The sequence below is a fragment of the Clostridium sp. AM25-23AC genome, from assembly GCF_003435125.1.
Taxonomy (GTDB): domain Bacteria; phylum Bacillota; class Clostridia; order Lachnospirales; family Lachnospiraceae; genus Pilosibacter; species Pilosibacter fragilis.
In genome coordinates, this window is the sequence record NZ_QWGI01000040.1 from 1 (window position 1) to 18,897 (window position 18,897).

The following is an 18,897-nucleotide window of genomic DNA, read 5'->3' on the forward strand; positions in this document are numbered from 1 at the left end:
GGTATCCGGTCTTGCCGTTTAAAACGGCTGAGAAGCATGTGGCTTTAGTCATGTGAGGTTCACTGGCTGGTTGACGGCGGTAGAATGTGTGCTGTGCAGCAACGTTTGCCTGCACTTAAACACATGTAGCCGAGTCTGCGGAAGAACCACAAGGAGATTCCGTAAAGATCTGCAGCTTATCCGTTTCCCTGCGATACAGATACATGTTATCAGAGAGAAAGTCTTCCGGCTGGATCGATTCGCGGTTGACATTTTTGATCGTATTGCAGAAGACATGATAGTCATGTTCCGTAAAATTTTCTGAATCAGCGATGATCAGAACCTCGTGGATACTGGATGGAAGGATGAGAAGATCACTTCCAAACTCGTCCGCGAGGTCTTTTAATTTATCAGGATAGAGGACGCAGGCGGCGCCGTTGTGCGCAGCATCGTTCGTGAGGACATAGAGCGTCGGAACAGGGCAGTCTTCGGGTACAAAGTCGGTAGCTCCGGGGAAATATTCCTTGATCACCGTTTCAAGGCGGCGGAAACTTGCAGAAAAAATCCGAGGTGTATTTTCTTTTGCGAGCGCAAAAAGTTCTTCCGCTGTCACATTCCAGGAAGCAGATACCGTGTTCGTGACGACAGAGCTGATCTGGGTCTCACCTTCAGATTCGATGATCAGGGAGAAGATCACCGCGAGATCCAGGAAAGGGATCCAGGGAATTGTCTTTAACAGCTCCTTATTTTTATCGCGGGAGATAAGCCGCCAGGTGATCTGGTCACGGAATTCCTCAAAACTGCTTAAGGAAGTGAGATTTGTCACGGAAACAGGAAGCTGTGTGTCAGTGATCGATATCATATATTCACAGAGTTCTGCCAGTGTGCGGCCTTTTTCAAATTGTTCATACAGCATCTCCAGGGAGATCACGGGGGAACAGTGTTTCTCCGATCTTAAGAGAGCCAGGGAATCAAGCACAACGCCGTTGTTTTTGAGCACACGTTCCCTGTGGATCGAGTAGCTGGTGTCCAGCCTGTTAAAAAGTTCCTCCTGCAGTGCGGCACAGAATTCTTCATAGTTCATTGTAATACCTCCTGATGTGTTTTTAGATCGATAGATTTGTTTTCATGACTTGAACAATAGAAATTAGAATGTTTTTTGCGGCTGCCCGGCGGGAAGCAGATATTCATACTGCTTAGATTGATTCGGCTAAAAATCAGGATGCCGGACAGCCATGGGATGTAAAATGAAAGGATAGGTGTATTCTAACGAAATCCTGTTCGAAAATCAATCGTGATGATTCACAAGAATCGCCCTCTGAAATTGACATGCAGGCAAAAAATAGTTGTATTTACAACATATAAAAGGGAAATATCGTGGTAAAATAATGACATAGATCATGGGAAGATCCAGGTGGAAAGGAAAAAGAAAAATGGCTTTTATCAAAAATATCGATCATGAAACAGTTTTAAATCTCGCGGACCAGATTCACGCAGAACCGGGTCAGATCGTCAGCAAGACTCTCGCCCAGAACAAGGCGGTCAGCCTGACATTATTCGCGTTCTCCAAAGGCGAGGAGATCAGCACCCACGATTCCATCGGCGATGCCATGGTACATGTGATCGATGGCGTCGGTCAGTTTACCGTAGACGGTGCAGAGCATATCTGCAAAGCCGGAGATGTTCTCGTAATGCCGGCGAAGAAGCCGCATGCGGTATTCGCGAAGGAAGATTTTAAGATGCTTCTTACGGTGGTATTTCCGTTAGATTGATACTTGAGTATTTAGATGAAGTATTCTTAACATGCTATAAATGCGAGATGTTACCGCCTTCTATACTGGTGACAGGAAGATGGAAAAACCCCCGGTGTGGCTGCACCGGGGGTTTTGCTTTGTCACTCGAATAAAGGAGTCACATCTCTTTAGCCTATGGCATGATATGATATGCAGAACGTAAATTTAACATACATCAGCGAATAAACATCGCGTCTCCAAAACTAAAAAACCGGTACCGCTCCTTGATCGCCTCCTGATATGCATTCAGGATATGTTCCCGTCCTGCGAGTGCGGACACGAGCATGACGAGTGTGGATTCCGGAAGATGGAAGTTTGTGATCAGGCAGTCCAGGATCTTGAATTTGTATCCCGGATAGATAAAGATCTCGGTCCAGCCGCTTCCAGCCTTTAAGATCCCGTCATCACCGGTTGCGGATTCCAGGGTACGGCAGCTTGTGGTTCCAACGCAGATCACACGTCCGCCGTTTGCCTTTGTATCATTGATCTTCTTCGCCTCGGATTCTTCTACCATATAGAATTCAGAGTGCATATGGTGCTCTTCGATGGTATCGACCTTTACCGGGCGGAAGGTTCCGAGACCGACATGGAGAGTTACATGAGCGATTTTAACGCCCATCTCCTCGATCTCCTGTAAAAGTTCTTTGGTGAAATGCAGACCTGCTGTCGGAGCAGCCGCAGAACCTTCGTTCTTGGCATATACAGTCTGATAACGGTTCTTATCCTTTAACTGGTGAGTGATATATGGCGGCAGCGGCATCTGGCCGAGCTTATCGAGGATCTCCTCGAAAATTCCATCATACTCAAACTGGATCAGCCGGTTTCCCTCATCGACCACATCGATAACCTTTCCCTTTAAAAGTCCGTCACCGAAGGAAACTTCCGCTCCGACTTTCATCTTCTTACCCGGTTTTACAAGGGTCTCCCAGACATTGTCAGATTTTCTCTTTAAAAGGAGGACTTCGATTCCTGCGTCTGTCCCGATCTTATGTCCCATGAGACGTGCCGGGATAACTTTTGTATCGTTGATAACGAGGCAGTCACCCTTTTTCAGGTACTGTAAAATATCGCGGAAATGGCGGTGTTCCATCTCGCCGGTTTTTTTATCTAATACAAGCAGCCTGGAAGCAGCGCGGTCCTCAAGCGGATCCTGCGCGATCAGTTCCGGCGGCAGTTCAAAATTAAAATCTGTTACATTCATTTTTCTATATCTCCTGTTTGTGCGCTCTTATCAAAAAGTTCCATGCCATTGTAGCAGAATCGGAAGGAAAAATCAATGAGACAGGCTGGAATATGGAGAAAATTGGCTGCTGTTTTCACGAGGCGTGAGCAGGGACGGGGAACATTAATTTTGTATGTGTGTCCACATTCAGTTTTTGAAAAAAATAATTCCCATCCCCTTGCAAGAATCAGAAAACTATTGTATACTACTAGAGATGCATCTGTAGCTCAGTGGATAGAGCAGTGGCCTCCGGAGCCGCGTGCGTAGGTTCGATTCCTATCAGATGCATTTTCTGATGTCCCGAAATACCGGGGCAGTGAGACAGGAAAGCGTCTGCCAGATCTGGGAAATGTCCCGGACTGACAGGCGTTTTTTTCTTGCATTCGCCCCTCAGAAACGATATAATGGGCGAAAGGATAAATTTTGGATAATAAATTATGGATAAAAGGGAGAAATAGTTTGGAAGGAACGATTCGTTTAAATAAATATCTGAGTGATGCCGGAGTCTGCTCAAGAAGAGAGGCAGACAGACTTGTGGAGGAAGGGAAAGTTCTTGTGGACGGCGAAATTGCCGTGATGGGAATGCAGATACGGCCGGGACAGAAGGTGGTCTGTGACGGAAAGCCGGTGGGCGAGAAGGAAAAACCGGTATTTCTGATCGTGAATAAGCCGAGGGGAATCGTCTGCACGACTTCCGACAAGGATCATGCAGAAAATATTGTGGAATTTTTAAATTACCCACAGAGGATCTACCCGGTGGGACGTCTCGATAAGGACTCCGAGGGACTTCTCCTTATGACAAATCAGGGAGACATCGTCAACAAGATCCTCCGCGGCGGAAATGCCCACGAGAAAGAATATGCGGTAGCTGTCAATCACCCGGTGACAGAAGAATTCTTAAATCAAATGTGTGAAGGCGTCCGGATCGAGGATCTGGATGTGACCACGAAGCCGTGCCGTGCCTGGAAGACCGGAAGCCATACCTTTCATATCGTCCTGACTCAGGGCTTGAACCGCCAGATCCGCCGGATGTGCCGCTCGCTTGATTACCATGTGATGAATTTAAAGCGTGTGCGTATCATGAATCTTCAGCTGGGTACATTAAAGCGGGGAGAGTACCGGGAACTGACGGAAAAAGAGCTGGGTGATCTGATGCGGATGGTGGAGGGTTCCACAAACCTTCCGGCGCGAGAAGCTGCGAAGGCCGGAAAGCTTACGGATCCAGCGAGAAGAGAAAGAAAACCGGCGAACTCCGGATATCAGGGAAAGAAGAACGACAGAAAGCCGTTTGAAAAGGGCAATGACAGAAAACCATTCGAGAAGAAAAACGGAACCGGAAAAGTATGGAAAAATGTCCGTAAGGACGGGGAAATAAAGCCGGAAAAGAAAGCCCCCGCATCTCCGGAAAGCTGGAAACCGGGTGCGCCGGAGCGCAAGGAGCATAAAATATGGACGACAAGATCAAGAGGATGAAGGAGCTGATCCCGCTTCTTTCCGAGGCCGCAAAGGCCTATTACCAGGAGAGCCGCGAGATCATGAGCAACTTTGAATATGACAGGCTTTATGATGAACTCCTGAAGCTGGAACAGGAGACAGGGACTGTGTTCGCAGGAAGTCCGACCCAGAAAGTAGGATATGAGATCTTAAGCGAACTCCCGAAGGAGCGCCATGAACGGCCGATGCTGTCATTGAATAAGACAAAGAGTGTGGATGAACTGAGGGAATGGCTTGGAAACCAGACGGGGCTTTTATCCTGGAAGATGGATGGACTTACCGTGGTGCTGACATACGAGGATGGAGTTCTTGCGAAAGCGGTCACCCGCGGAAACGGCGAGATCGGTGAGGTCATCACCCCAAATGCCAGGACCTTTATCAATATTCCGACAACGATTCCCTACAAAGGACAGCTGATCCTGCGCGGTGAGGCGGTGATCAGCTATTCGGATTTCGAAAAATTAAATGATTCCATCGCTGATGTGGATGCGAAGTATAAGAATCCGAGAAACCTCTGCAGCGGCTCCGTGCGCCAGCTGAACAGTGAGATCACGGCATCCAGAAACGTCCGGTTTATAGCGTTTGCATTGGTGAGGGCAGATGGAGTCGACTTTAAAAATTCAAGAAAAGAGCAGTTTTTGTGGCTTTCCAGTCTGGGATTTGAGACGGTCGAGTTTGTAGAGGTGACGGCGGAGACACTTTCCAATGCAGTCCGCGGATTTGCGGAGAAGATCGAGCACTACGATATCCCGTCGGATGGTCTCGTGCTGTTATATGATGATATCGCATACGGACAGTCCTTGGGGCGGACTGCAAAATTTCCGAGAGATTCCATCGCTTTTAAATGGGCGGATGAGATTCAGGAGACGACGCTTTCCTACATTGAATGGAGCGCGTCGCGGACAGGACTGATCAATCCGGTTGCCGTGTTTGAGCCTGTGGAGCTGGAAGGAACCACAGTAAGTCGCGCCAGTGTCCACAACATCAGCATCATGGAAGGGCTGGAGCTCGGTGCAGGAGACAGGATCACGGTCTACAAGGCGAACATGATCATTCCGCAGATCGCGGATAACCTGACAAGAAGCGGTGTCCGTGATATCCCGGCGACCTGTCCGGTATGCGGCGGAAAGACGGAGATCCGCAAGCTGAACGATGTGAAGTCCCTCTACTGTACGAATCCGGATTGTCAGGCGAAAAAGATCAAGAGCTTTGATCTGTTTGTGAGCAGGGACGCGTTGAATATCGACGGTCTCTCCGAGATGACGCTGGAGAAGTTTATCGCAGCGGGATTCATCCATGAATTTGATGATATTTTCCATCTGGACCGCCATCGTGACGCTATCGTGACGATGGAAGGTTTCGGTGAAAAGTCTTATGAGAATCTCATAGCGGCTGCAAAGACCGCGTCCCACACCACACTTCCGAGGCTGATCTTTGGTCTCGGAATCGCGGGGATCGGTCTCGCCAACGCGAAGGTGATCTGCCGGCATTTCGATTTCAATCTGGATGCCATGCGGAAGGCTGGCGCGGAAGAGCTGTGCTCTATTGATGGAATCGGCGGCGTGCTTGCGGATGCGTGGGTGACGTACTTTAAGAATGACAGGAACAACGAGACACTGGATCATTTGCTGGCAGACCTGACGTTCGAAAATGAAGTCAGGAACGAGGAACAGATATTAGCCGGGAAGACCTTCGTGATCACCGGTTCCGTGGAGCGCTTCGCGAACCGGAAGGAGCTTCAGGAAAAAATAGAAGCTCTGGGTGGAAAGGCTGCCGGTTCTGTATCAGCAAAGACCAGTTATCTGATCAACAATGATGTGACATCCAATTCGTCAAAGAATAAGAAGGCAAGAGAACTTGGCATTCCGATCCTTTCCGAAGCGGATTTTCTGAAGATGATAGGAGAAGAAGAAAATGCCGATTAAAATACAGAATGGATTGCCGGCAAGAGCGATCCTTGAGAGCGAAAATGTATTCATTATGGACGAGGACCGCGCGGAGAGCCAGGATATCCGTCCGTTAGAGATCCTGATCTTAAATCTCATGCCGTTGAAGGAGGACACGGAGACCCAGCTTTTAAGAGCTCTGTCCAATACACCTCTGCAGGTGGAGTGCACTTACATGACGATGTCCACCCATGAGTCCACCCACACCTCCGCCAGTCACTTAAATAAGTTTTATGTGACATTCCCGGAGATCAAGAAGAAACATTTCGACGGAATGATCATCACCGGCGCACCGGTGGAGCTGATGGAGTTTGAGGAGGTCAATTACTGGGAGGAGCTGACCCGGATCATGGAGTGGAGCAAGACCCATGTGACATCCACCATGCATCTGTGCTGGGGAGCCCAGGCCGGACTTTACTATCATTACGGAATCCCGAAACACTTACGGAAAGAAAAACTTTCCGGTGTGTATACACAGAAAGCGCTGGATAAGCGTGTTCCGTTACTCCGAAGTTTTGACGATTACTTTAAGTGCCCGCATTCCCGCTATACAGAAGTGTGGGAGGAGGATATTTTAAAGCACCCGGAACTCCGGATCCTCGCTAAATCCGATGAGGCAGGCGTCTTCCTTGTCATGAACCAGGACGGAAGCCAGATCTTCGTCCAGGGCCACCCGGAGTACGACCGTATGACCTTAAACAACGAGTATCACCGCGACCTCAATAAAGGCTTAAATCCGGCACTCCCGGTCCACTACTATGAGCATGATGACCCGTTCTCTGTTCCACCGCTTATGTGGAGAAATATGGCGAATACGCTGTATACGAACTGGCTGAACTACTACGTATATCAGGTGACTCCGTATACGCTGGAGGAAGACGCGGAGTAGTGCCCCGGAATCCCTTATTTTATGCATGTTCCCAGAGATTGCGACTAAGCACAGAGACTGTATGTACCTGCCATATTTTGGCTTAAAATTGCCTGTTTTGGTACTAAATTGGTGCAGAGATGGCGTAGTTCATAGGAAAAATTGGTGTAACAGATCAGAAGCCTTTAGGAACATTGTTGCTATAAAATTTAGAAGCAGAGTTGTTATTTATTCTAAATGAAATTATAATAAAAGTAAGGGAGAATAAGATTGGAAAAATCACGAGAAAAACTTGACAGCCTGGAAATGTCTAAGAAGCGAGACAGGAAGGTGATGATTACAGAAGAAGCAATCAGAAAAGTGCCATATGTCCTCTATCGAGAAATACCGGAACAGGAATATGATATCATACAAAGTCTGGCTAAGCGTGTGTTGGAATTTGCCAGAGAGAGAAATGATTCGAATGAGGTTGCAATCACGTACAGTTATGATCCAGCTATGATTCTTGCAGGAGAGGAATTGATTGGTGTCCATTTCGGTGATGAGCATTCTGTAGATCCGTTAGCGGACCCTCGGACGTTTCATTTGATTATGAAATCACAAGAGTGTGCGGTAGTATCATTGCATAATCATCCATCACTTTCGCTGGTATCTTTAATGGATATCCGGTTTTTCCTGCGATATCACAGCATAAAGTTACTGGTTATCGTCACTAATATGGGAAGTGTGTCGTATCTTGTGAAAAGCAGTAAGTATGAATACGCCGCAGCTATTGATTTTGTGAATGATGTGATTACAATGCACAATATTGCGGATAATATTAAGGGATATCAGAAAGCTGTTCAATATTTTCTCAGTAACTGTTATAAAGTAGGCATTATTTACGAAGATCGTTAGGAGGTGTCGATTATGACGTATAATCATGCAGTGCTTGGTGAATCTCTGGAACTTAGTAAGGATGCGGCGAAGTGGTTTGCGGCAGAAAAAGAGCGCCTGGAAAAAAGCAGGCAGGCAAGCAAAGAAGTTATGGACAGTATTCGTCCAATGGTAGAAAGAAACCGTCAGACACTTTTGAGGGAAAGAAACCAGAAAAATAAGAAGGGTTAGCAAGTCAGGCAGCCAGAACAATATGCTCTGGCTGCTTTTCTATAAAAAACGGGATCAGATATGTTTTGATATCTGATCCCGTTTTTTATAGAAAATGCTCTTACAACAGTAAATAAAATCCCCCATAATTCATATAAATGGGACAATGCGAAGTGTATTCATAGTATCAAAGTCGATCAGCAACAAACGCAAGCGCTTGGATTGCACGTAAATATTTTTCGTATTGAATTGTACCAGATTTCTTTGCTTCCTGAAGTGTGTTGAGAATGACTGCATCAATGTCTGGCAATTCATCACTGAGTAGATAATCGGCACTGATAGAGAACGCCTTGCAAATTGATACGAAAGTTTCAAGAGACATGATTTTGATGCCACGTTCAATGTTGCTATAGAAGGAGGGGGATATTCCGCATCGTTCAGCGGCAGCTTCCTGAGACAGACCTAATTCCTTGCGGCGAAGCTGTATACGCTTTCCAAGCTCATAATAATCGATGTCTTTCAAGTGATGACCTCCTTTGACGTATATAAATAATATTCTACCGAGAGTCGAGAGAAATAATAATATTCTATAAGAATGATAATTGCCTATTGGAATATATGATGATATACTAAAGATAGTAATTATTTACGAGATATGTCGGAGGGAGGAAATAGGTATGAAGAAAATATGCATGATGTTAGGGCTGTGTTTGACACTAACTGGATGTAATGCGGCGACAAGTGCATCAAGGGAAGTAGCAGATCAAGTTGCAAATGTGGTACAAGCAGAAGAAGAACACGTTCTTATGGTAAAAAACGGATGCCCACAGTCATATCCTGATTGTCCGTATGGAAAAGTGTTTGATGAATTTTTTGGTTCTCCTACTTGGACTTATTTTAAAGGAGAAGGTGGAGAAGATGTAGTTGAATTTACTGGATATTGTACTTATCGAGAAGCGGAAGTTAAGGCAAGATTGCAGTTTATATTAAATGTGTCGGAGGGAACTTTTGAATCTGGAGCGTTATCATTTAATGATGTTCCACAAGTAGAGTTAATTACGGTTTCGATGATAGAAAAAGCGTTTCAAACGTATATGGAAAACCATCAAATTACAGATGATCAATCAAACTTGGAGAACGATTTAGAGCAGGTATTTGATAATGAAACTAATGCAGATAATTTATCCACCGAGACGACCGAAAGGATGTCAGAGGAGCATTCAGATAATAATCCTTATGCGGATTCTATCCTTTTATGGAAGAGTTACTTTGAACCATTGACAAGCGAAGACTGTATCGGATTGTCTAAAGATCAACTTCGCTTGGCGAGAAATGAAATATATGCAGCTTATGGTAGAAAATTTCAGACAGAAGATTTAAATGAATATTTTCAAAGTAAGGAATGGTATCATGGAACAATATCGGCTGATCAGTTTGATGAAAGCGTTTTGACTGATGTACAGAAGAAAAACTTAGATTTGATTAAAGCAGTAGAAAATGGAAATCCTGGGTATGCAGAAAGAGGATTAACAATCGATGATCCTCAGGCAATTCCTCAGACACCGGGAATATATAGCTATTATTTAAATCCAACGGATAAAGACAGCATAAGAATGGAATTGGATATAGATTCTTCAGGATACGTTTCTGTTTCATTTTATGAAGGAGATTTTCAACTGCAAAGAAGCATAGATCTGTTTAACATGAACGATCAGGAATATGTGGATGAGGACGGTGAAAATGGAATTTACTTTGATAACTATGGTGAATTAGCAACATACGTCAGTACAAGTAATGACACATATAATGGTATTTATACATTTTGTAAGTAGAATTTTAAATGGTAGGATTAAAGGATGCGTCAGTTGGTGCAAATGATTATGTTTATGAGAAAGTAACTAGTTATGATGAAGAGTTTAAAGTTGGTTATTAACGGAGAAATAAATTTACTATGAAAGATTATTATAAGATATTAGAAATTTCTGAAAATGCATCAGAAGAAGTTGTCCATATGGCGTACAAAGCTTTGGTGAAAAAATATCACCCGGACGAAAACAATCAAAGCGAAAATTCAAAAGATAAAATGGTAGAACTAAATGAGGCATACTTTGTCTTATCAGATCAGAAAAGAAGAGAGCAATATGATCGTTTGAGAAAGGAAGAAAATAGTTCAAGCGAAGTGCATACAGAAAAAGAGAATATGGAGCCGGTGACTCAAAAAGAAGCCCACCCCAATGTTGAGAATGGATATAAAAAAAGGTGGTATTACTCATATCCGGTAATTATTTTAACTTTTTGCTCAGGAATATTATATCCGCTATCATTAATATTGACGATTTTGCGGTTTGCTCAAAGGAAAAAGCAGGATAAGGGATATCGAATCAGAACCAATATCATATTTGGAATACATATATTTTGTGCATTATCAATAGTATTTGCTCTTTGGACAAGTAAGCAGGAAGAGAAGTGGAATAAAGAATTTAATCAATACATGTTGGATGGAAATTATACGGAAGCGGCTGAGCTTCTTTCAAAGCATGATTCTAATATGAACGAAGAAACAGTCATGAACTATCTTAACTTGTATGAGAACGCCCAAATACCAGAAGACATCGCTGATATTGTTGCAAAATATTATAATGGATTAAGTGATAAGGCTGCATTTAGCGAAAATGTAAAGGGATATTTGCAGGGAATATTATGGAAAATGCCGGAGGAGCAGCAAGAAAAAATCAATAAAATTTTGGCGGATGTTGAAAGTCAAAGGAAGGAAAAAGCAGAAAGTATTGCAATGAGTAAAGCTGCGGAAAGTAGTTCGATGATGGAAACATCGGAGGTAATTACAGAGACAGAGCAAGCTTCAGAAAATACAGAAACAGCTGAAAGTAGTCCGATAGTGGAAACTTCGGAAGTAGCCACAGAAACGGAGCAATCTTCAGAGGATATAGAAACTACTGAAACCAATTCAATCATGGAATCCTCAGAAGCAAATCAGTCTTCAATAAGTGAAAAAAATCAGACACAAGCTACCGATATGACAGAGAAAGTAGATGATAGCGGAAATAGTCAGCTGGAATATACTATTCAAGCAATTAAAGATAGTACTACAAACTATTCGTACTATGAAAATCCATATTTATTAGCAAGTTTAAAGGAATATATCGATCTGATAAATCAATCATATGCTGGAGTAGGATCTGATCAAAGAGCAACGATTATATCAATGGAAGAAGCGTTGCGTGAAGCAAAAATATCAAAATCATTGATAAAAAAAATAATGAATCTTGATGGAAGTGATTTTTACAATAATTCAGATTTTATTCTTATGGATCAGAAAGGTGAAAGTAATATATTAGGTTCCTTGTTAGGGGGAGACGCAGAAAAACCAGCGTACTATGAAGTTTCATCACAAGCAAAGTCTATGGATTCAGCACTCGCTTTTTACTACGTTGGAAAAATTAAGAATAATAGACCTAATGGAGATGGCGCGTTATTTGTATTTTCAACGGGTAGTGGTATGCAGTTGTTATATGCAGGTGAATTTAAAGATGGAAAAGCAAATGGAACCGGTGTTATGTTAAATTCAACGTGGTTTGGATATGATATTTCGGAGAGTGGAACCTATGAAAAGAACCTGTCAAATGGGAAAGGAATTCGCTATAAAGATGGTGACATTACTGGGGTGTACGGTGCCTATAATGATATGCTTGTAGAATATTCCGACGGAAGATTTGCTACATATTCGAAAGATAAGCAGGAAGAGATAATTAAGCGTATTGTGAAGAGAAATCCTGCTTGTAGAATGAAACTCTTAGAGGGACTTTACGAAGTGGACAATAGAAAAGTAAAGATAAATGTTCCGGTTGTAAAGCCGATTGAAGGTTTTGTTGGAAAGTTCAAAGAGGATGAATACCAAGAAGGAAAAGAGTATGATTATTTTGGAATATTAGTATATGATGGGGAATTTAAAAATGGAGAATACTCAGGGAGTGGTACATTATATTATGATGGATCATCTTCAATAAAGTATAAGGGAAAGTTCCGAAATGGCAATTATAACGGGAAGGGTGTTTTGTATAATAAAGATGGAAGCGTGAGAAAAAAAGCCGAATTTAAAAACGAAAAACCTGCCACAGAGCAGGAAGAGATGGCATACTCTTTAAGCTCATCTATAACAATTGCATTATATACAACTAAAACTGAAAAGGGAGTCGAATACTTCTTTGAACCAGAGGGAATGTGAGAAGGTGAAAAACAAAAATATCGAATTGGGTATTTGAATACATAACACGAAATTATAGAAAAGAGGAAAAACAATGGTAGTAGTAATTATCGTATTGATTCTTTCAATAATCATTACAAGTAAAATTTGTGGTATTCTATTTAGAAACACGATAGGTACTAGTATGGCATACATCACGCGTACGTTTATTGTGTGGATGATAGTTACAGGTATATTAGGCGCGATTTGTAATTCATTAGGATTGCTTTAATCTATCTCGAATATAACAGCCATATGGACTTTTCATGTGGCTGTTATATTTTTTAATACCGATGTTCAATATATTCGAGCAATGCATCTTTAGGAATTTTCCAGCGGTTTCCAATTCGGAATCCTTCAATGTCATTATTGTGAAGCAAATCTAATAATGAGTTTTTTCCAATCTTCAAAACTTTTCGACATTCATTAAAGGTCATGATATCTGGTACAGAATCTAACATAATGTCTTTCCTCCTCAAAAAGTAAGTCATATTGGTTTAATACAGTTTATAAAAGTGTTCTACAGTTTGGCATGTGTAGTATAGTCAGAAAACTGGGTGATACATTATTTCCTCGAAATAAATTATAAAGAGGAGATGATGCTTATGAAGACCGGAATGGAAATCCTAAAATTTGCGGGAAGACTTTCGGCAAAATTTATCATTTGGCTTGCGGCACGTTTAGAAAAATAGGGGAGGGAAAAATTATGCCAGCTAATGTAGAGACAATGTTTTACACAAGGGAGAAACCATGGCATGGGCTTGGAATCAGAGTGGAGTCTGCGTTAAATTCACAGGAAGCTCTTGTAGCTGCGGGACTTGATTGGAAAGTGATTCAAAAACCAATTACGACAAGTGATGGATGCTTGATTCCAGGATTTAAAGCTAATATTCGTGACAGGGATCAGCAGATCCTTGGGGTGGTCACGGACCGTTATAAGGTGGTTCAAAATGAAGATGCATTTGCTTTTACAGATCAGCTATTGGGAGAAGGTGTTACATACGAGACCGCTGGATCGTTGCAGAAAGGACGAAGAACATGGATTTTAGCAAAACTGCCACAGAAATATATTATCAGTGGAGACGAGATTGAACCTTATTTAGTGTTCATGAATTCTCATGACGGAACAGGAGCAATTAAAGCTGCGATGACGCCAATACGTGTGGTATGTCAGAATACGCTGAATCTTGCTTTAAGCACAGCCAAGCGCACATGGTCAACAAATCATACCGGTGATATGAATGGAAAACTTATGGATGCCAGAGATTCTTTACTTTATGCAGAAAAGTACATGGCGGAACTTGGCAAGACGATTGAACGCTTGAATCAGATTCGCCTGACAGATCGGCAGGTCAAAGAATATATTGATGCGTTATTTCCAATCTATGAAGAGCCGACGATTCAGCAGAAGAAGAATCTTCTTCGAATGAAGGAAGATTTGATGGCACGATATTTTGATGCACCGGATTTGCAAAATGTTGGAAAGAACGGATATCGATTTATCAATGCGGTGTCTGACTTTGCAACTCATGCGAAACCGCTTCGGACAACTGCTAATTACAAAGAAAATTTATTTGCAAAAACTGTAGAAGGGAATGCAATGATTGATTGTGCCTGCAAGATTTTAAATGCAGCATGATTGGGAGACACAGGGACAGGACGTGATGAGAAGCGTTTCTGTCCCTATTTATTTTAAACTCGGAGGAAAATTATGAGGGAAAAAACACAGAAAAAAGCGATTATGGATATGATGAAGAGACCAATTCCGAGAAAATGGGTTGGAGTTGTAACGCTTCAAATGGTGCGGGAGGGAAAAATGCTGTATGGAACAAAGCGTTTTACATCAGCGGTAGAAGCGGTTGACATGGTACGTCCGCTGTTTGAACAAGCAGATCGAGAGATAATGCTTGTTATGAGTGTGAATGCCAAATTGGAGCCGATGGCGGTGGAGATCGCAGCTGTTGGAGGTGTGGACTCATGCGTAGTAGATATAAAAAATATTTTTAAGCATGCCTTACTGAATAATGCTTCATATGTCATTTGCTTTCATAATCACCCGTCAGGGTATCCAAATCCAAGTCGAGAGGATAAGCAGTTTACAGAACGCCTGATTGCGGCTGGGCAAATTTTGAATCTTCCAGTATTGGATCACGTCATTGTAGGAGAGGGGCAGTTCTATAGTTTCAAAGAGCGCGGTGAACTGGCAGTATTTCCCGAATCTGAGTTTGCGTCATGAGGTAATGAGTTTATAAAAAAGAAAGGCAGGAAAGTGTATGTTAGAAACGAAAGTGTCATTACAGGGAGTTAAGAGAAATGAATGGCTAAATTTAAGAAAAACAGGTCTTGGCGGATCTGATGCGGGAGCAGTGTGCGGGCTGAATCCATATTCCAGTCCGTTGCAGGTCTTTTATGACAAGACAAGTGAAGAGGTGCAGGATAAGGACAGTGAGTCAATGCGGCAGGGACGGGATCTGGAAGAGTATGTGGCACGGCGGTTCATGGAAGAAACCGGAAAGAAGGTGCGGAGGTCAAACTTCATGTACCGTTCGGAAGAACATCCGTTTATGCTTGCAGATGTGGACCGGCTTGTGGTAGGAGAAGACGCAGGCCTGGAGTGTAAGACGGCAAATGCCTATAACGCTGATAAGTGGAAGGATGGTAAGATCCCAGCACATTATATGATCCAGTGTTACCACTATATGGCAGTAACTGGAAAGAAGAACTGGTATATTGCTGTTGTAATTCTGGGGCAGGAATTTAAGTATGCGAAGATCAGCTGGGATGAGGAGACGATCCAGAACCTGATCACAGTGGAGGAGAATTTCTGGAAGAACCATATTCTGACGGGGAAAGCGCCGCAGCCAAATGGATCTGAAGCAGACGATAAGTTCCTTTTACAAAGATTCCCGGAATCCAGCACTCAAGAGGTGCTTCCGCTGAACCTGTTTGATGCGAAACTGTGCCGGAGAGCAGAGATCCAGGAGAAGATTAAGGATCTGGAGCAGGAACAGGGAAAGATCGATCAGGAGATCAAACTGTATATGGGAGACCATGCGGCTGCTTTAAGTGAGAAATTCCGCGTAACATGGCAGTCAGTTAATTCGGAACGTCTGGACAGCAAAAAGTTAAAGCAGGAGAATCCAGAAATTTACCAGAAATATACAAAGACGATATCATCCAGACGGTTTGTAGTGAATCCGGCTGCATGATGAGGGGAGGATTTTATAATGGCAGATAAAGAGATACGTCTGCTTCATGCAGATGAAATTGAATGCAGAGTATCAATGGTTACGGAGACAGGAGTATCCTTATTGTTATACAAAGATGCCCGTGTGGATCAGCGGATTCTTGATGAAACATTCACGACGTTTGGCTGGAAGCGTAGCCATCAGGTAATCGAGGGAAATCTTTACTGTACCGTTGAGGTATGGGATACAGAAAAGAGCCAGTGGATCGGAAAGCAGGATGTCGGGAAAGAAAGCTATACGGAAAAAGAAAAGGGACAGGCATCGGATAGTTTCAAGAGAGCGTGCGTAAACTGGGGAATTGGAAGAGAACTGTATTCTGCGCCATTTATCTGGATTCCCGTAGAAAAGGTTCATATTCAGAGAATCAAGGAGAAGTATGTTACCAAAGACCGATTCCAGGTCGTGGATATCAATTATAACGATAAGCGGGAGATCATTGGATTGCGGATCCAGAATCAGAGAGGTGAAATTATTTATTCGTACTATGCGGGGAAGGGAAAGGAGGAAGCGCAGAGCCGCTCAAAACAGACCAAAGGGAACTCAACGGAGGTCAAGACGAAATTGGCGGAGAAAGCGATGCAGAACCGCATAGACGAGTTACAGAGGGAACTGGACCGTACCGGGGTATCATGGCAGACCGTGTTAAGAAGATATGGCTTGTCCGATATCAATCAGATGACACCGGAGCAATACCGGGACGCCATGTCAGGTCTCAAAAAGTCCAGATCAGCAGCTTAAAAAAGGAGACGAAAAACAATGGTATCATGCGATGGAATTTTGGAATTATTGAAAGAGGCAGCATCAAAGCGGATCGAACAGATCCTTCTTGCGGAATGGCGGGAGAAAAAGGATTTTTATCAGAGAGAAGGTCAGAGGCGAGATGAACTGCTTGGAAGACTGAATGATGTGGAGAAGCAGCTTTTCGAGGAATATATGGAGACGATCCTTGAGGGGAATAACGAAAAGGAATTGGCAATCTATCAGAATGGATTCTTAGATGGCATCTATGCAGCGAAAACAATCCAGAATATGAAAAAGAATTGATGGAGGATTAAGATGGAAGCAAAAATTACAATGGAAAAATTTATGAAATTGATAAAACGTACTGCTGGGATGAGAATGGGAAGTCCATCAGCGGTTGAGGAGATTACAATAATCAGAAATAATGAACTGATTTATCAAGGGACAGAGACATTGATTTATGGCAACAGAATTCATCGGAGTGCTTATCTGGAGCATTTTTACAAGGTATTCGATCACGATGCTGATCTGCGAAGGAGCGTTGGCAGAATGATCCGGGTCGATGTAAATCTGGATGCAATTGCGGAGTGTGAATCTGTCATTGGAGATATCACAGACTGGGAAAAGATGCAATCAAAAGTTTTCTGCCAGGTGATCAACAAGGTGAGAAATCTGAAATTATTACAGGAAGTTTCAAATACAGAATATCTGGATCTGGCAGCTATTTATCAGCTGGAGTTCCGTGATTGGAAGTCCTACATATACAGCGCCAGAATTACAAAGAAAATATTAGAAAGAATGGGAATATCGGTTGAAACATTGCACGAGCAGGCTCTCAGCAATATGAAAAAGAGGTTCCCATATAAGATTGAGCCATTGGAGGATATTATTTTAAATCAGACTGCTTTTGATAGGGAGCATATACCGGATGGAAATAAAATGAATCTTCCCGTATATGTAATACAGAATCGTCTGGAATCGGATGGGGCAGCGGTGATTCTTAATAAGGAGCCGTTTGAGAAACTCACAGATCAGGTGGGGGCAAATTTGATCGTATTTCCGACCTCTGTTTATGAAGTGATGGCAGTACCAGAAATCGCGATGAATATCCCTATTTTGGATTTGAAGACACTTTTAATGCAGATCAATATAGAGTGTATAAGAAAAGAGGAACAGTTATCCACGCATATTTATCGGTATGACCGGAGTGCGAATAAATTAAAAATACTGTATTAAAATCAAGCGCATAGATTGAAAATAGAGTTGTCTGGGCGTCTAACTTATTCTAGCAAATAGGAATATGTGTTAATGTGTCAAGAAAAATTTATTCTTTTACGAAAACAGAATGAATTATGGTAGAATAATTATATACAAAATTATATAATATATAGGTTACAAAATGCTTGACACATCGGCACGTTACTATATGAAAATACAAGATGAGTTAGGAGAGAATAAAGAAATGGATAAGACGGAAAAATTTTATTCATTGTATGAAGTATTAAAACTCTACGATATTAAACGTAGTGGAAATGGGTCTGTATATGAAAATGATGCGGATGTAAGAAAATTACTTATTTCGCGTTGGAAAAAAGCCTGTAATATGTTTTTGCCTAAAATGTATGCAGATTATTTATTAAAAGATAGTGATTCTGTCCAACGTGGAAAGTATGATAGATTTACTGAATCTGAAAAGGATTTCTTTATTGAATTGCTTCATAAGTATGATTCAGATCCACTTTGGAAAAAGCTTAAGAGTGTAAATAGAAAAAAGCGCAGAGTAAAATCAAAAAAAGCCCAAGAGTGTAGCGAGGAGGAAGAAGTCCAGAAATGCAATGAGGCGGAAGTCCAGTATTTTAATGAAAAATATGATTTCGTGGATCTTTTTGAAAAAAAATATTTGTTTAAAGGAGACGAAAGAGACAGGGCGGAGCAAGAAATATTATGGGCAATAGATGGTTTTTACAATATTTTGAAAAGTAGGATGACTGATCCAGAGGAAAGGGAGGCATGTTATTTTATTTTGCATGTTTGTCATAAAGCAGCTAAGGCAGCTTTTAAAGTTAATAAAGATTTGGGTGAGTTCCATATATTGTAATTGAATAAAATTTAATACATAAAAGGGCTGATTTCTATGTTAAATAGAATCAGCTCTTTTTTGGTCAAATATTATATTATAATTATACTGAAATTGATAGTGGTAATATAAAGAAAAACGTTTGCAACGGTGTACAAAGGGAACATAATAAAAAACTTAAT

The 18,897-nt window shown here is 42.2% G+C and carries 19 protein-coding genes and 1 tRNA gene; 16 read left to right on the forward strand and 4 right to left on the reverse strand.

The window, feature by feature from the left end:
- Window positions 1–115: 115 nt before the first annotated feature.
- Complete coding sequence (locus DW677_RS16255; RefSeq protein WP_117470781.1) at window positions 116–1,063, reverse strand: DUF5688 family protein; 948 nt, start codon at window positions 1,061–1,063, stop codon at window positions 116–118.
- Window positions 1,064–1,412: 349 nt separating this feature from the next.
- Between DW677_RS16255 and DW677_RS16260 the strand changes: the two genes are divergently transcribed.
- The gene (locus tag DW677_RS16260) at window positions 1,413–1,751 is read left to right on the forward strand and encodes a cupin domain-containing protein (protein ID WP_117470782.1); all 339 of its coding nucleotides are present in this window, start codon (window positions 1,413–1,415) and stop codon (window positions 1,749–1,751) included.
- Window positions 1,752–1,947: 196 nt separating this feature from the next.
- Here DW677_RS16260 and queA read toward each other — a convergent pair whose 3' ends face one another.
- The gene (gene queA, locus DW677_RS16265; RefSeq protein ID WP_021904860.1) at window positions 1,948–2,973 is read right to left on the reverse strand and encodes a tRNA preQ1(34) S-adenosylmethionine ribosyltransferase-isomerase QueA; all 1,026 of its coding nucleotides are present in this window, start codon (window positions 2,971–2,973) and stop codon (window positions 1,948–1,950) included.
- A 237-nt stretch (window positions 2,974–3,210) separates the two neighbouring features.
- On the opposite strand from queA, the gene DW677_RS16270 reads away from it, so the two are divergent.
- The 6 genes from DW677_RS16270 to DW677_RS16295 all read left to right on the forward strand — a co-directional run bounded on the left by DW677_RS16270 (window position 3,211) and on the right by DW677_RS16295 (window position 8,409).
- Window positions 3,211–3,282, forward strand: a tRNA-Arg gene (locus DW677_RS16270).
- 171 nt (window positions 3,283–3,453) lie between these two features.
- Window positions 3,454–4,467: a pseudouridine synthase gene (locus tag DW677_RS16275; protein WP_165859951.1), complete on the forward strand. Its 1,014-nt coding sequence runs from the start codon at window positions 3,454–3,456 to the stop codon at window positions 4,465–4,467.
- On the forward strand, window positions 4,443–6,413 hold the full coding sequence (gene ligA / locus DW677_RS16280) for an NAD-dependent DNA ligase LigA (protein ID WP_117470783.1): 1,971 nt from the start codon (window positions 4,443–4,445) through the stop codon (window positions 6,411–6,413). The genes DW677_RS16275 and ligA overlap by 25 nt, the downstream gene beginning before the upstream one ends.
- On the forward strand, window positions 6,403–7,323 hold the full coding sequence (gene metA, locus DW677_RS16285; protein ID WP_117567808.1) for a homoserine O-succinyltransferase: 921 nt from the start codon (window positions 6,403–6,405) through the stop codon (window positions 7,321–7,323). The genes ligA and metA overlap by 11 nt, the downstream gene beginning before the upstream one ends.
- 249 nt (window positions 7,324–7,572) lie before the next feature.
- On the forward strand, window positions 7,573–8,199 hold the full coding sequence (locus DW677_RS16290; protein WP_242992206.1) for a hypothetical protein: 627 nt from the start codon (window positions 7,573–7,575) through the stop codon (window positions 8,197–8,199).
- 12 nt (window positions 8,200–8,211) lie between these two features.
- Entirely contained in the window at window positions 8,212–8,409 is a 198-nt protein-coding gene (locus DW677_RS16295) for a hypothetical protein (protein ID WP_117567809.1), read from the forward strand.
- 166 nt (window positions 8,410–8,575) lie between these two features.
- Here DW677_RS16295 and DW677_RS16300 read toward each other — a convergent pair whose 3' ends face one another.
- Entirely contained in the window at window positions 8,576–8,911 is a 336-nt protein-coding gene (locus DW677_RS16300; protein ID WP_117567810.1) for a helix-turn-helix transcriptional regulator, read from the reverse strand.
- Between the two features lie 154 nt (window positions 8,912–9,065).
- Between DW677_RS16300 and DW677_RS16305 the strand changes: the two genes are divergently transcribed.
- Together DW677_RS16305 and DW677_RS16310 are read left to right on the forward strand one after the other, a co-directional pair.
- On the forward strand, window positions 9,066–10,220 hold the full coding sequence (locus DW677_RS16305) for a YARHG domain-containing protein (protein WP_117567811.1): 1,155 nt from the start codon (window positions 9,066–9,068) through the stop codon (window positions 10,218–10,220).
- 119 nt (window positions 10,221–10,339) lie between these two features.
- Window positions 10,340–12,631, forward strand: a complete 2,292-nt coding sequence (locus DW677_RS16310; protein WP_117567812.1) for a DnaJ domain-containing protein — start codon at window positions 10,340–10,342, stop codon at window positions 12,629–12,631.
- Between the two features lie 302 nt (window positions 12,632–12,933).
- Here the strand turns inward: DW677_RS16310 and DW677_RS16315 are convergent, their stop codons facing one another.
- Window positions 12,934–13,110: a helix-turn-helix domain-containing protein gene (locus tag DW677_RS16315; RefSeq protein WP_117567813.1), complete on the reverse strand. Its 177-nt coding sequence runs from the start codon at window positions 13,108–13,110 to the stop codon at window positions 12,934–12,936.
- Window positions 13,111–13,355: 245 nt separating this feature from the next.
- On the opposite strand from DW677_RS16315, the gene DW677_RS16320 reads away from it, so the two are divergent.
- The 7 genes from DW677_RS16320 to DW677_RS16350 all read left to right on the forward strand — a co-directional run bounded on the left by DW677_RS16320 (window position 13,356) and on the right by DW677_RS16350 (window position 18,736).
- Complete coding sequence (locus DW677_RS16320; protein ID WP_117567814.1) at window positions 13,356–14,288, forward strand: DUF932 domain-containing protein; 933 nt, start codon at window positions 13,356–13,358, stop codon at window positions 14,286–14,288.
- 72 nt (window positions 14,289–14,360) lie between these two features.
- Entirely contained in the window at window positions 14,361–14,885 is a 525-nt protein-coding gene (locus DW677_RS16325; protein ID WP_117567815.1) for a JAB domain-containing protein, read from the forward strand.
- Between the two features lie 37 nt (window positions 14,886–14,922).
- Window positions 14,923–15,858, forward strand: a complete 936-nt coding sequence (locus DW677_RS16330; protein WP_117567816.1) for a lambda-exonuclease family protein — start codon at window positions 14,923–14,925, stop codon at window positions 15,856–15,858.
- Window positions 15,859–15,876: 18 nt separating this feature from the next.
- Window positions 15,877–16,635 (forward strand): hypothetical protein, encoded by a 759-nt coding sequence (locus DW677_RS16335; protein ID WP_242992207.1) that lies wholly within the window; start codon window positions 15,877–15,879, stop codon window positions 16,633–16,635.
- An 18-nt stretch (window positions 16,636–16,653) separates the two neighbouring features.
- A complete protein-coding gene (locus DW677_RS16340; RefSeq protein WP_117567817.1) occupies window positions 16,654–16,941 on the forward strand; it encodes a hypothetical protein in 288 nt (95 codons plus the stop codon).
- Between the two features lie 12 nt (window positions 16,942–16,953).
- Entirely contained in the window at window positions 16,954–17,874 is a 921-nt protein-coding gene (locus DW677_RS16345; protein WP_117567818.1) for a DUF5688 family protein, read from the forward strand.
- Between the two features lie 226 nt (window positions 17,875–18,100).
- Window positions 18,101–18,736 carry a hypothetical protein gene (locus DW677_RS16350; protein WP_117567819.1) on the forward strand — a complete coding sequence of 212 codons (636 nt, stop codon included), beginning with the start codon at window positions 18,101–18,103 and terminating at the stop codon, window positions 18,734–18,736.
- Window positions 18,737–18,897 lie beyond the last annotated feature (161 nt).

Bases quoted from the DNA above. Each gene is read 5' to 3' on its own strand.
- DW677_RS16255 (WP_117470781.1), bottom strand. From the start codon at position 1,063: ATGAACTATGAAGAATTCTGTGCCGCACTGCAGGAGGAACTTTTTAAC.
- DW677_RS16260 (WP_117470782.1), top strand. From the start codon at position 1,413: ATGGCTTTTATCAAAAATATCGATCATGAAACAGTTTTAAATCTCGCG.
- queA (WP_021904860.1), bottom strand. From the start codon at position 2,973: ATGAATGTAACAGATTTTAATTTTGAACTGCCGCCGGAACTGATCGCG.
- ligA (WP_117470783.1), top strand. From the start codon at position 4,443: ATGGACGACAAGATCAAGAGGATGAAGGAGCTGATCCCGCTTCTTTCC.
- metA (WP_117567808.1), top strand. From the start codon at position 6,403: ATGCCGATTAAAATACAGAATGGATTGCCGGCAAGAGCGATCCTTGAG.
- DW677_RS16295 (WP_117567809.1), top strand. From the start codon at position 8,212: ATGACGTATAATCATGCAGTGCTTGGTGAATCTCTGGAACTTAGTAAG.
- DW677_RS16305 (WP_117567811.1), top strand. From the start codon at position 9,066: ATGAAGAAAATATGCATGATGTTAGGGCTGTGTTTGACACTAACTGGA.
- DW677_RS16310 (WP_117567812.1), top strand. From the start codon at position 10,340: ATGAAAGATTATTATAAGATATTAGAAATTTCTGAAAATGCATCAGAA.
- DW677_RS16315 (WP_117567813.1), bottom strand. From the start codon at position 13,110: ATGTTAGATTCTGTACCAGATATCATGACCTTTAATGAATGTCGAAAA.
- DW677_RS16320 (WP_117567814.1), top strand. From the start codon at position 13,356: ATGCCAGCTAATGTAGAGACAATGTTTTACACAAGGGAGAAACCATGG.
- DW677_RS16325 (WP_117567815.1), top strand. From the start codon at position 14,361: ATGAGGGAAAAAACACAGAAAAAAGCGATTATGGATATGATGAAGAGA.
- DW677_RS16330 (WP_117567816.1), top strand. From the start codon at position 14,923: ATGTTAGAAACGAAAGTGTCATTACAGGGAGTTAAGAGAAATGAATGG.
- DW677_RS16335 (WP_242992207.1), top strand. From the start codon at position 15,877: ATGGCAGATAAAGAGATACGTCTGCTTCATGCAGATGAAATTGAATGC.
- DW677_RS16340 (WP_117567817.1), top strand. From the start codon at position 16,654: ATGGTATCATGCGATGGAATTTTGGAATTATTGAAAGAGGCAGCATCA.
- DW677_RS16345 (WP_117567818.1), top strand. From the start codon at position 16,954: ATGGAAGCAAAAATTACAATGGAAAAATTTATGAAATTGATAAAACGT.
- DW677_RS16350 (WP_117567819.1), top strand. From the start codon at position 18,101: ATGGATAAGACGGAAAAATTTTATTCATTGTATGAAGTATTAAAACTC.